The following is a 12487-nucleotide window of genomic DNA, read 5'->3' as shown; positions in this document are numbered from 1 at the left end:
CGCGCAACGTACCGACTGGTCGGACCGGAGGGAAGGGGCCGAGCCCCGGGAGACGGGAAGCCCGAAAGCCGGGAAGACGGGAAGACGGCGAGCAGGAGCGCCCGGGGAACGGGACGGCGGGAAGCGGTGGCGCCCCGGGTACGGCGAGACGGAAGGAAGCGGCTTCCCGGGGAACGGCGCAGCCCGCGCTGCCCCTCGACCGGATCAGCGGATGCCCGACGCCTCCAGGCTCAGGCTCCAGCGTCCCGGCAGGCCGGTCAGGGTGATCGTCGACAAGGGGCGGACATCGACGTTCCAGTACGTCGCGGGCGGGGCGTTCAGGGCGTAGACGAGGGCCGCCCGGATCACGGCGGGTTCGGCCACCGCGACGACGAGGGCGTCGTCGGCGGGGCGGGTGTCCAGCCAGCCGCCCACGCGCCCGATGAAGCCGAGCATCGACTCTCCGCCGTGCGGGGCGCTGCGCGGGTCGGCGAGCCAGTGGTCCACGGCCGCTGGTTCCCGGGCGGTGACCTCGCCCAGGGTCATCCCCCGCCAGCGGCCCATCTCCCAGTCACGCAGGGCCGGTTGCGCCATCGGAGCGAAGCCGAGGGCGTCCCCGGTGGCGCGGCTGCGCGGGGTGGGCGAACAGTAGCGCAGCTCGGCGGCGCCGAGCGGGACGAGGGTGTGCGCGACGAGCTGCACCTCGTGCCAGCCGGCCTGGTCGAGCGGCCGGTCGTCGTCGAAGCGTTCGGCCAGCCGGGAGGAACTGCGCGCCGCTGCGACCAGGGAGACCCGAAGCGTCATGGCGGGATCGTGGTGCCGAACGCCTGTTTGGTCAAGAGGGCTGGTGCCCCGGGCGTCCCGTTCAGCCGTCCCGAAGCCCGTCGAACGCGGTACGGAGACGGCGGACGCCCTCCGCGATCTCGGCCGCTCCGGAGACCCCGGCGAAGCTCAGGCGGACGTGGCCGGCCGGGGGTTCGGCGCAGAAGAAGGGGCGTCCGGGGGCGATGGCGACCGAGGCGCGCAGCGCGGCGGAGACGACGGCCGGCTCGGCGGCGCCCGCCCCCGCACCGCCGCCCGGGAGGCGGAGCCAGAGGCTGCCGCCGCCCGCCGGGATGTGCGGCAGCGCGAGTTCCGGCAGCTCGCTGCCGAGGGCGGCCGTCATGGCCGTACGGCGACGCCCCAGATCGGCGGCGACGGCGGTCAGGTGACGGCCCCAGGACGGGGAGCCGACGAGTTCCAGGGCGGCTTCCTGGAGCGGCCGGGGCACGAAGAAGCTGTCGACGACCTGGATAGCCCGCAGGCGCTCCAGCACGGGGCCGCGGGCGGCCAGGGCGCCGACCCGGAGGCTGGGCGAGGTGACCTTGGTCAGGGAGCAGACGTGGACGACGGTCCCGTCCGGATCGTCGGCGGCCAGGGGCGCGGGCAGCGGCCCCGAGTCGTCGTGGACGAGCCTGCGGGCGAAGTCGTCCTCGACCACGAACGCCCCGGCCGCCCGCGCGATGGCCAGGACCTCGGGGCGGCGGGCGGGGGCGAGGGTGGCCCCGGTGGGGTTCTGGAAGAGCGGCTGGGCGACGAAGACCCGGGCGCCGGTGGCACGGAACGCGTCGGCGAGCAGCTCGGGGCGGACCCCGTCGGCGTCCATCGGCACGGGGACGGGGCGCAGTCCGGTGGCGCGGGCGGCGGCGAGCATCCCCGGGTAGGTCGGCGACTCCACGAGGACCGGGGCGCCCGGCGGGGCGAGGGCCCGCAGGGCGGTGGCCAGGGCGCCCTGGCCGCCTGCGGTGATCAGGACGTCGGCGGCGCTCACGGCGGGGCCGATCTCGCGGGCGAACCAGGACCGCAGCTCGGGCAGCCCGTCCGTCGGGGGGCGGCTCCAGGCGCCCGGCCGGCGGCCCGCGCGGGCCAGGGCGGCGGAGAGCGCCCGCTCGGGCTGGAGCGAGGCGTGGAGGTATCCGCCGTTGAACTCGATGACGCCGGGCGGTGGGGCGGCGAGGGTGACCAGCACCCCGGAGGCGTCGACCGTACGGGGCACCACCTCGGGCCCGCCGTCGCCGCTCAGCGACACCTCCTGCCAGGAGGTGTCCCCCGGGGCGGGCAACGCGGCGCGGGGCTCCGCCCGGAACGCGCCGGAGCCGGGGCGGGTCGTGACGAGCCCCTCGGCGGCGAGCTGGGCGATGGCGCGGGACACGGTGACGGGGCTGACCCGGAACCGTTCGACGAGCGCACGGCTGGACGGCAGCTTTCCACCGGGAGAGTAGCGGTTCAGCTCGGCCCGCAGGGAAGTGACCAGTTCGGTAACGCTGCTACGCTCTTGCATGAGAGCACAGGATAGCGCTACCCCGTCCGCAGCGATAGCGGTCGCCGGTCCGTCGGCCACCGCGCACCCCGCTTCGGCGGCCCCCGGGGCGGGGCCGTCGACGGCAACCGGAACCACCCGGGCGGCGAGCGGCCCGCCGCCGGGACCGCCGGCCGGCTCCTCGGCCGGCCCCGCGTCCCCTTCCCCGCCCGGTTCTTCGTCCGGCTCCTCCGCCGACCGGAGCGGCACCGTGCTCGCCGGGCTCGGCGTCGTCGCGTTCTCGCTCACCTTCCCGGCCACGGCCTGGGGCCTGGAGAGTTTCGGCCCCTGGTCCCTGGTGGCGCTGCGCAGTGTGCTCGCCGCCCTGATCGCGGGCGGTGTCCTGCTGGCCGCCCGCGTACCCCTGCCCGCGCGCCGTCACTGGGGCGGGCTCGCGGTGGTCGGGGGCGGGACGGTGGTGGGCTTCCCGCTGCTGACGACACTGGCCCTCCAGACCTCCACCACCTCGCACGCGGCCGTGGTGGTGGGCCTGCTGCCGCTGACCACGGCGGTGCTGGGATCCCTGCGCACCGGTGAACGGCCCTCACGGCTGTTCTGGGTCGCGGCGCTCGCCGGGGCGGCCGTGGTGATCGCCTTCACCGTGCAGCAGAGCGGCGGAGCCCTGACCACCGGAGACCTGTATCTGTTCGGCGCGCTGCTGGTCTGCGCGGCGGGATACACCGAGGGCGGCCGGCTGGCCCGGGTGATGCCGGGGTGGCAGGTGATCGGCTGGGCTCTGGTCCTGTGCCTGCCGCTGGCGGTGGCGGGCAGCCTGGTGGCCCTGCCGCTCGAACCGGTACGCCTGAACACCCACGGCGTCCTCGGGCTGGTCTGGGTCGCCGCCGGATCGGCCTTCCTCGGCCTGTACGTCTGGTATCGGGGGATGGCGGCGATCGGGGTGGCCCGCGCCAGTCAGCTCCAGCTCGCCCAGCCGCTGCTGACGCTCGGGTGGTCCTTCCTCCTGCTCGGCGAGGAGCTCTCGGTGGCGGCCCCGGTCGCGGCGGTGGCCGTACTCGTCTGCATCGCCGCCACCCAGCGGGCCGGCCGGCGCGCGGGGGCACGGTCCCGGACCGTTCGCTCAGGAGGAGAATCCCGGCCCGCACGGTCATAGACTGGTCGGAACGGACACCGTCTCCCCCTGTGAGGAGGTCGCTCCCGATGGAGGCACACGCGGGCGACCGGCTGCTGATGCACGGCAGGACCGTGGGACAGCACGACCGGGTCGCCGAGATCATCGAGGTGCTCGGTGACGGGGGCGCTCCCCCGTACCGGCTCCGCTTCGACGACGGCCACGAACACCTGATGTCACCGGGCCCCGACAGCGTCGTCCAGCACCGGGAGGCGTCGAGGGACGAGCGGGCACGGTAGCGGCGCCGGGGCCGGTGACCGCAGGGAAGGGCTCCGGCCCCGGCGGCGGCGGGCACGCGCCCGCCGCCGCACCACGCCCGCCCGCGCAGCGGCCCGGAGGGGTCAGCCGGCGGACCGGCCCCGACGGCGGGCACGGGCGCGGACCCGGTTCGGGTAGAGCCGGACCCGGTCCGGGTAGTGGTCGGCCACCACGCGCCGCATGGCGCCGATCCGGTCCGCCATCACGCTCCTCCCGGAGAAGAAGACATGGCCGCCCGCCTCCTCGTACTCCCGGGCGAGGGTGAGGTGGCGGGAGAGTTCCGCCGGGTCCTGCCAGGCGTCGGCCTGGGCGGGGTCGCCCGCCTTGTAGAGCGCCTCGCCCACGTACAGCTCGACGCCCGTCCCCCGTACGGTGGCGCTCCACCAGGCGAGGACCTTCGCGTAGTCGGCGGCCTTCTGGCCGATGTGCCAGTAGATCTGCGGGCAGATGTAGTCGATCCACCCCTCCTCGACCCACTTGCGGGTGTCGGCGTACAGGTCGTCGTACGTCTGCACGCCGGCCCGCGTGTCCGACCCCCGCGGGTCGGTCTCCTTGTTGCGCCAGACCGCGAAGGGGCTGATGCCGAAGCGGATGTGCGGCTTCACCGCCCGGATCCGCTCCCCCGTCTCCCGCACGAGCCGGTCGATGTTGTCGCGCCGCCAGGCCGCCCGGCCGGCGAAGCCGCCGCCGTACCGCTCGAAGGCGGCGTCGTCGTCGAAGGCCTGGCCGGCCACCGGATAGGGGTAGAAGTAGTCGTCCCAGTGCACGGCGTCGATGTCGTAGCGGCGTACGGCGTCGAGCATCGCGTCCTGGACGAAGCGGCGGACCTCCGGCAGCCCGGGGTTGTAGTAGAGCTTCCCGCCGTACGGCACGGTCCAGCCCGGGTTGAGCCGGGCCGGGTGGGAGGCGGTCAGGCGTGACGGGTCCGTGTGGTTCGCCACGCGGTACGGGTTGAACCAGGCGTGCAGTTCCAGGCTCCGGTCGTGCGCCGCCCGCACCGCCGTGCCGAGCGGGTCCCAGCCCGGGTCCTCGCCCTGGGTGCCGGTGAGGCACTCGGCCCACGGCTCGTACGGCGAGGGCCACAGGGCGTCGGCGGTCGGCCGGACCTGCAGCACCACCGTGTTGAGCCGCAGCTCCACCGCCCGGTCCAGGTGGGCGAACAGCTCGGCCTCCTGCTTCGCCGCGGTGAGGCCCGGCTTCGAGGGCCAGTCGATGTTGGCGACGGTGGCGATCCACATGCCGCGCACCTCGCCCGCCGCCCACGGAAGCCCGCCGCCCTTGCGCCGTCCCGACGGCGAGGCGACCGCGTCACCGGCGGTCGTCATCGCCGCCAGCAGCCCGGCCGCGCTCAGGACGAACGCCCTTCTCGCCACACCCGTGCGCCGCATCCCGGCCCACCTCTCTCCGCCGTGTCCCGCATCCGACTCCGATGTCTCCACGTAACCGCATGATGCCCATCCGTAGCCGTCATGACCCGCGGGACGCTCGCGTCGGCCCTCGGAGTAACGTCGTGGGGTCGGGGCGGGCACCGGAATCACACGGGACCCTGCGATACGGAGAACAGCGAAAGGCACGAGGTGACGGACCTTATGGCCGACATTGCACGCGTCGGAGTGGTGGGCTGTGGCCAGATGGGCGCAGGTATCGCGGAGGTGTGCGCGCGCAGCGGCCTCGAAGTGAAGGTCGCCGAGACCACCGGCGAAGCGCTGGAGATCGGCCGCACCCGCCTGCACAACTCCCTCTCGAAGGCCGCCGAGCGCGGCAAGATCACCGCGGAGGAGCGGGACGAGACCCTCGGCCGGCTGAGCTTCACCACCGACCTCGGGGAGTTCGCCGACCGCGATCTCGTCATCGAGGCCGTCGTGGAGAACGAGCAGGTCAAGACGGAGATCTTCCAGGTGCTGGACCAGGTGGTGACCCGGCAGGACGCGATCCTGGCCTCCAACACCTCCTCGATCCCGCTGGTGAAGCTGGCGGTCGCCACCTCGCGCCCGGACCAGGTCATCGGCATCCACTTCTTCAACCCGGCACCGGTGCAGAAGCTCGTCGAGCTCATCCCCGCGCTGACCACGTCGGACGAGACGATCAAGCGCGCCGAGGCCGTGGTGCAGGACGTGCTCGGCAAGCACCCGATCCGCGCCCAGGACCGGTCCGGCTTCGTCGTGAACGCGCTGCTGATCCCGTACCTGCTCTCCGCGATCCGGATGTTCGAGTCGGGCATCGCCAGCCGCGAGGACATCGACAACGGCATGGAGATGGGCTGCGCCCACCCGATGGGTCCGCTCAAGCTGGCCGACCTGATCGGCCTGGACACCGTGGCCTCGGTCGCGGACTCGATGTACGCCGAGTACAAGGAACCGCTGTACGCCGCTCCCCCGCTGCTCCAGCGCATGGTCGACGCGGGCCGGCTGGGGCGCAAGACGGGGTCGGGATTCTACCCGTACGCCTGATTCACCCGGGACGTCCCCCGGCGTCGACCGGAGCCTGCCTTCGCGCCGCCCGGTGCGCGGCTCCGCGTTGCCCGGAGCCGCGGATCTCCCGGCCGGCCGGAGGACACGTCCGCATCGCCCGGAACGTCTCGCGCCCTCGCCCGGCACGTGCGGGAGCCGGTCCCGGTCACCCCGGGGCCGGCTCCGCGCGTGTGCGGGGTCTCGGCTGCGGAGACCGGGTCAGCCCAGTCTCAGGTGGTGCAGCATCAGCAGCGCGGCCGCCATGTTCGCGGCGGGCACCTCGCCCCGGGCGATCATGTCCGGGACCACCTTGAGGGGTATCCACTCGCGGCGCGACGACTCGAAGGAGTCCTGCGGGTGGCCGGTCCAGTGCGCCTCGTCGGACCAGTAGAGGTGGTGGCGGGCGTCGGTGAGGCCGTTCGACGGTTCCACGGTGAGCAGGGGGCGCAGCTCGCCGGGGCGCCAGCCGGTCTCCTCCTCCATCTCGCGGGCCGCCGCGGCCGCAATGTCCTCGCCGTCCTCGACGACGCCCGCGGCCAGCTCCCACCCCCAGCTGTCGGTGATGAACCGGTGCCGCCAGAGCAGCAGCACCTCGTTGGCCTCGTTGACGACGGTGGCGGCCGCGACGGGGCGCAGCCGGATGACGAAGTGGTCGAGGTGGCTGCCGTCGGGGAGTTCGACATCCGCCAGGTTCACCCGGAACCACGGGTTCTGATACACATTCTGTTCGCTTAAGTTCGTCCACTGCACGGTTCTGCCGCCTTTCGACATGTTGGGGTCAACATGTCAGCAGGCTCGGCTGCCGAGGGAACGAACGGCGGGGCGTCGGCGGAGCTCACAGAGGCACGCGGAGCGCCTCGTCGATGAGACCGGCGGTCCCCACGGCGTCGGCGCAGCCGCTCGCGGCCAGTTCGCGCCGGACCTGCCGCAGCCGGTCGCGCAGCCGCTGCGACTCCATGCCCCGGGCCCGTACGGCCATTTCGGCGGCTGTACCGGCCGCGCGGTCGGCCTCGCCCTGGAGCAGCTCGATATGGCTGAGCATCGCGAGCCGGTGCACGCGCCCCCGGTCGTGCGCCGGGGCGCGCACCGCGGAGGCCGCGTGCTCCCGGGCGGCGGGCAGGTCACCGAGCCCGATCAGCGCCTCGGCCACCTGGACGTCGACCAGGCCCGGCTGGACGTACCCGGTCTCGTCCGGCTCCCGTCCGCTGTGGATCCGGCCCGCCTGGGCCTCGGCCCGCCCGATGCAGGCACGGGCGCTCGCCGCGTCGCCGAGCCGGGCGTACGCCTTGGCCTGCATGGCGTGCAGATCGGCGGCGAGGGCCGGGGTGATGTGACCGCCGGCGGCCCGCAGCGCGGCCTCGGCGAAGGCGATGGAGCGGCGGTGGTCGCCGAGGAACAGCGACTGGGTGACCAGCAGGGCGATCACATAGCCCCCGAGTCCCCGGTCCCCGCTGGACTTGGCGAGCCGCAGCGCCTGGTGGAAGTAGCGCTGGGCGAGCCCGTGGGCGTCGGAGTCGTAGGCGCAGATGCCCGCCACCGCCACCAGTCCCGCCGTCGCCCGGTGCAGCCTCCGGCCGAGCGCGTCGCTGTGGCCGCCGCGCAGCAGCGGGGCGGCCTCCGCGTTGAGGAAGCGGACGATCCGGGACCTGGTCGCGATGCCGCCCGTCTTGCGGTACATCTGCTCGTAGTGGTCCCGGGCCGCCTTCAGCATCGCTATGTCGGCGGGGCTCACCCGGCCGGGACCGGGACGGGAGACGTCGGTGTCCTCCGGCGGGTTCTCCCACTCCCAGACCGGCATCACCGCCGACGTCCCCGTGACGGCGGGGACGGCGGCCAGATGCGGGCGCTGCTGTTCGTCGGAGCGCCAGAGCGCGGTGGCCCGCTCGACGAAGCCGCAGAGGGAGGCACTCGCGGTGCCGGTGCCGGTGTCGGCCCCCGCGGACGCGGCCGAGGTGCCCATCCCGATGTCGTCGAGCCCGACGGGCCTGCCCAGCCGTCCGGCCAGCACCTCGCAGATGAGGTCCGGCACCTGGCCGCGCGGGCGCTGGCCCTTGAGCCAGCGGGACACGGCGGTGTGTTCGTACCGCAGGTTCAGCCCGCGGGCCCGGCCCTCCCGGTTGACGTGACCGGCGAGGCCCGCCCGGGAGACACCGGACTCCTCGATCAAGGCTTCGAGCAGGACATTGGGCTCCATCGTCCCCCCAGGTGCGTGTCGCGATGAGCCTAGTGGAGCACGATTCACACGGGGTGTGAACGGAATGCCCGAACCCTCCTGCTGTGCGCTCTGCCGCGCGGGTCCGGGGCTCGGTTGAATGAACTCCCTCGCAAGAGGCGGCCGGGTCGTCGGCTCCCCCTCGTAACGGCCCACGACCCGCACCCGCGCCGTCCGCACCGCTACCTGCCCGACACTCCGAGGCGGTGCGGGCGGCGCACGGACCGCACGGCCCACTGACCGACGACGAAGGAGGGTGGCTGCGGAAACGGCGGCACGGAACCGCGCTTCCTCCCGGTTCCCGCGCCGAGGTCCGCGTGCGGTCCCCCGCCGCCCGGCGGGACAGGAAGAAGGGGCGTGTCCGGTGGCCGGACACGCCCCTTCTCGACGCCGCGGCGCCTGCGGGTCACGCCCCGCGCAGCACCGCGCCCGTACGCTCGGCGGCCAGGGCCACCGCGCTGTCGCGGGCGGCCGAGGCCTCCTCGACGGTCAGCGTGCGGTCGGCGGCGCGGAAGCGCAGCGCGTACGCCAGGGACTTGTTGCCCCCGCCGATCTGCTCGCCGGTGAAGACGTCGAACAGGCGCAGCGATTCGAGCAGCTCACCGGCGCCCTCGCGCAGTGCCGCCTCCACGTCGGCGGCCGGGACATCCCCGGCGACGACGAGCGCGACGTCCTGGGTCGCCACCGGGAAGGTGGAGATCCGGGGCGCCTGGAGCGCGCCGTCGACGGCCTTCTCCAGGACGTCCAGCTCCACCTCGGCGGCGCAGGTCCGCTCGGGCAGGTGGAGCGCCTTGATCACCCGCGGGTGCAGTTCGCCCGCGTGTCCGAAGAGGGTCTCCTCGCCGTTCACGTTGACGTACAGCGCGGCGCAGCGGCCCGGGTGCCACGGGGCGTGCTGGTCGGCGCGGACGATGACCTCGACACCGGCCTCCGCGGCGATCAGGCGGGCCGCCTCGACGGCGTCCGCCCAGGTCGCCGGGGTGCCCTTGCCCCACCAGCCGGCCTGCTCGCGGGCGCCCGCGAGGACGACGGCGGCGCGGCGCGGCTGACGCGGCAGGGCCGCGTCCAGTCCGGCGATCTCCTCGTCGGTGGGGCGGCGGTCGACGGGCAGCCGGACCGCCTGCGTCTCCTGACCCGTGGCTGGGGCCTCCCCTGCTCGAACGGAGCTGAGAGCTTGGGGAAGGAAGACCAGGCCCGTCTCGAAGAGCGCCAGGTCGTGGCTGCCACGGCCGTCGTTGCGGCGCAGTGCGCCGAGGAGGCCCGGCAGCAGCGTGGTGCGCAGCGCCGGCTCCTCGTCGGAGAGCGGGTTGACCAGCTTGACCGTGCGGCGGCGGGCGTCGTCCGCCTCCAGGCCGAGCTGGTCGAGGACCGCGTCGCCGATGAACGGGTAGCTGAGCGCCTCGACGTAACCGGCTCCGGCCAGCACCCGGCCGATGCGGCGGTGCAGCCGCTGCCGGTCGGTGAGACCCCGCCCGGAGGGGGGCATGGGCAGCGTGGAGGGCAGGTTCTCGTAGCCCTCCAGCCGGATGACCTCTTCGGCGAGGTCGTTCGGCTCGTTCAGGTCGGGCCGCCAGGACGGGACGGTGACGATCAGCTCGTCCTGCCCGTAGACGTCGCAGCCGACCTGCTGGAGGCGGCGGACGACGGTCTCACGGCCGTACGCCACACCGGCCACCTGGTCCGGGTGGTTCGCCGGCATCGCGATGGTGCGCGGCGCGTGCGGCGAGGTGATCTCGGTGACCCCGGCCTCGGCGGTGCCGCCCGCGAGGAGGACCAGCAGGTCCACCGTGCGCTGCGCCGCTGCTGCGGCGGCCTCCGGGTCGACGCCGCGCTCGAAGCGCTTGGACGCCTCGGAGGACAGCTTGTGGCGGCGCGCGGTGCGGGCGATCGAGATCGCGTCGAAGTGCGCGGCCTCGATGACGACCTCGGTGGTGAGGGCGTGCTCGCCGTCCGCGTCGGCAATCTCGGTGTTGGCGCCGCCCATGACGCCCGCGAGCCCGATGGGGCCGCGGTTGTCGGTGATGACCAGGTCCTCGGCGTCCAGCACGCGGACGGTGCCGTCCAGCGTGGTGAGCTTCTCGCCCTGGGTGGCGCGGCGCACGCCGATCGGCCCGTCGACCCGGTTGCGGTCGTAGGCGTGCAGCGGCTGGCCGAGCTCCAGCATCACGTAGTTGGTGACGTCGACGGCCAGCGAGATCGGGCGCATCCCGGCCTTCTGGAGGCGGCGCTGCATCCAGATCGGGGAGCGGGCCTCGGGCTGGAGGCCGGTGACGGTGCGCGCGGTGAAGCGGTCGCAGCCGATCGGGTCGCTGATCTGGACCGGGTAGCCGTACGCGTTCGGCGCGGGCACGTCCAGCAGCGCCGGGTCGCGCAGCGGCAGCCCGTAGGCCGTCGCGGTCTCGCGGGCGACCCCGCGCAGGGACAGGCAGTAGCCCCGGTCCGGGGTGACGGCGATGTCGAGGACCTCGTCGACGAGCTGGAGCAGCTCGATCGCGTCGGTGCCGGCCTCGTGCTCCGGCGGCAGCACGATGATGCCGTGTGTGCCGTCGTCGCCCATGCCGAGCTCGTCGGTGGAGCAGATCATGCCGTGCGAGGTCTTGCCGTACGTCTTGCGGGCGGCGATCGCGAAGTCGCCGGGCAGGACCGCGCCCGGGAGGACCACGACGACCTTGTCGCCGACGGAGAAGTTACGGGCGCCGCAGACGATCTCCTGCGGCTCGCCGGTGCCGTTGGCGGTGCCGACGTCGACGGTGCAGAAGCGGATGGGCTTCTTGAACCCCTCCAGCTCCTCGATGGTCAGGACCTGTCCGACGACCAGGGGGCCCTTGAGGCCCGCGCCGATCTGCTCGACGGTCTCGACCTCCAGGCCGACGGAGACGAGCTTGGCCTGTACGTCACGGCCGGTCTCCGTCTCCGGCAGGTCGACGTACTCCCGCAGCCAGGAAAGCGGGACGCGCATCAGATCTCCATCCCGAACGGCCGGGTGAACCGGACGTCACCCTCGACCATGTCTCGCATGTCTTCGACGTTGTGGCGGAACATCAGCATCCGTTCGATGCCGAACCCGAAGGCGAATCCGCTGTACTTCTGGGGGTCCACACCGCAGGCGGTGAGCACCCTGGGGTTGACCATGCCGCAGCCGCCCAGCTCGATCCAGCCCTCGCTGCCGCAGGTGCGGCAGGGGCGGTCGGGGTTGCCGACGGACTCGCCGCGGCAGACGTAGCAGACCATGTCCATCTCGGCGGACGGCTCGGTGAACGGGAAGAAGTTCGGCCGCAGCCGGGTCTTCATGTCCGGCCCGAAGAGCGCCTGGACCATGTGGTCGAGGGTGCCCTTGAGGTCGGCCATGGTCAGGCCCTCGTCGACGGCGAGCAGCTCGATCTGGTGGAAGACCGGGGTGTGCGTGGCGTCCAGCTCGTCGGTGCGGTAGACCCGGCCGGGGCAGACCACGTAGACGGGGGGCTTGCGCTCCAGGAGCGAGCGGGCCTGGACCGGGGAGGTGTGCGTTCGCAGCACGACGCCGGACTCGTCACCCTCGGTGGCCTTGCCGTCGGGCGTGGTGCCCTGGACGAAGAAGGTGTCCTGCATCTGGCGCGCCGGGTGGTCGGGCACGAAGTTCAGGGCGTCGAAGTTGAACCACTCCGCCTCGACCTCGGGGCCCTCGGCGATCTCGTAGCCCATGGCCACGAAGACGTCCGCGACGCGCTCCATGATCGTCGTCAGCGGGTGGCGGGCGCCGGCCGGGGTGCGGTCGTAGGGCAGCGTGACGTCCACGGCCTCCTCGACGAGCACCCGGGCGTCGCGCTCGGCCTCCAGCTCGGCCTGGCGGGCGGCCAGTGCCTTGGAGACGGCGCCGCGGGCCCGGCCCACGCGCTTGCCCGCCTCGGCCTTGGCCTGCGGGGGCAGGGCGCCGATCTCGCGGTTGGCGAGGGACAGCGGCGAGGTACCTCCGGTGTGCGCGGTCTTCGCCTGGGCGAGCGCGTCGAGGTCACCGGCGGCGGCGAAGGCGGCGAACGCCTCGTCCCGCAGGCGCTCGATCTCTTCCGGTTTCAGTGCCTCGACCTCGACTGGGTCGTACGACTTGTTCGGTGCCGACATCTCTTCCCGTGCTTCCGATTGGC

10 protein-coding genes are annotated in these 12487 nt (G+C 73.7%); 3 read left to right on the top strand and 7 right to left on the bottom strand.

Annotated elements, in window-relative coordinates; all coding sequences use genetic code 11:
- Positions 1 to 204: 204 nt before the first annotated feature.
- Both KME66_RS28915 and KME66_RS28910 read right to left on the bottom strand, forming a co-directional pair.
- A complete protein-coding gene (locus KME66_RS28915) occupies positions 205 to 783 on the bottom strand; it encodes a histidine phosphatase family protein (RefSeq protein ID WP_216327653.1) in 579 nt (192 codons plus the stop codon).
- Positions 784 to 844: 61 nt separating this feature from the next.
- Complete coding sequence (locus tag KME66_RS28910) at positions 845 to 2299, bottom strand: PLP-dependent aminotransferase family protein (protein ID WP_216327650.1); 1455 nt, start codon at positions 2297 to 2299, stop codon at positions 845 to 847.
- Here KME66_RS28910 and KME66_RS28905 point away from each other — a divergent pair.
- Together KME66_RS28905 and KME66_RS28900 are read left to right on the top strand one after the other, a co-directional pair.
- Positions 2298 to 3428: a DMT family transporter gene (locus KME66_RS28905; protein WP_216327647.1), complete on the top strand. Its 1131-nt coding sequence runs from the start codon at positions 2298 to 2300 to the stop codon at positions 3426 to 3428. The two genes, KME66_RS28910 and KME66_RS28905, sit on opposite strands and share 2 nt — an antisense overlap.
- Positions 3429 to 3475: 47 nt before the next feature.
- On the top strand, positions 3476 to 3685 hold the full coding sequence (locus tag KME66_RS28900; protein ID WP_216327645.1) for a DUF1918 domain-containing protein: 210 nt from the start codon (positions 3476 to 3478) through the stop codon (positions 3683 to 3685).
- Positions 3686 to 3787: 102 nt separating this feature from the next.
- On the opposite strand, the gene KME66_RS28895 is transcribed toward KME66_RS28900, so the two are convergent.
- The gene (locus KME66_RS28895) at positions 3788 to 5092 is read right to left on the bottom strand and encodes a glycoside hydrolase family 10 protein (protein WP_216327642.1); all 1305 of its coding nucleotides are present in this window, start codon (positions 5090 to 5092) and stop codon (positions 3788 to 3790) included.
- A 201-nt stretch (positions 5093 to 5293) separates the two neighbouring features.
- Here KME66_RS28895 and KME66_RS28890 point away from each other — a divergent pair, with 201 nt between their 5' ends.
- Positions 5294 to 6154: a 3-hydroxybutyryl-CoA dehydrogenase gene (locus tag KME66_RS28890; protein ID WP_069744329.1), complete on the top strand. Its 861-nt coding sequence runs from the start codon at positions 5294 to 5296 to the stop codon at positions 6152 to 6154.
- Between the two features lie 219 nt (positions 6155 to 6373).
- Here KME66_RS28890 and KME66_RS28885 read toward each other — a convergent pair whose 3' ends face one another.
- From KME66_RS28885 to pheS, 4 genes are all read right to left on the bottom strand, one after another.
- Entirely contained in the window at positions 6374 to 6904 is a 531-nt protein-coding gene (locus KME66_RS28885; protein ID WP_073222203.1) for an NUDIX domain-containing protein, read from the bottom strand.
- 85 nt (positions 6905 to 6989) lie between these two features.
- Positions 6990 to 8348 (bottom strand): transcriptional regulator, encoded by a 1359-nt coding sequence (locus KME66_RS28880; RefSeq protein ID WP_216327640.1) that lies wholly within the window; start codon positions 8346 to 8348, stop codon positions 6990 to 6992.
- Positions 8349 to 8772: 424 nt separating this feature from the next.
- Complete coding sequence (pheT, locus tag KME66_RS28875; protein ID WP_216327637.1) at positions 8773 to 11325, bottom strand: phenylalanine--tRNA ligase subunit beta; 2553 nt, start codon at positions 11323 to 11325, stop codon at positions 8773 to 8775.
- Positions 11325 to 12464, bottom strand: coding sequence for a phenylalanine--tRNA ligase subunit alpha (gene pheS / locus KME66_RS28870; RefSeq protein ID WP_216327634.1), 1140 nt, complete (start codon positions 12462 to 12464; stop codon positions 11325 to 11327). The genes pheT and pheS overlap by 1 nt, the downstream gene beginning before the upstream one ends.
- Positions 12465 to 12487: the final 23 nt, after the last annotated feature.

This window comes from Streptomyces sp. YPW6, from assembly GCF_018866325.1.
Taxonomy (GTDB): Bacteria; Actinomycetota; Actinomycetes; order Streptomycetales; family Streptomycetaceae; genus Streptomyces.
The sequence above is the reverse complement of the archived record's forward strand: the minus strand, read 5'-3'. Positions and strand labels throughout refer to the sequence as shown.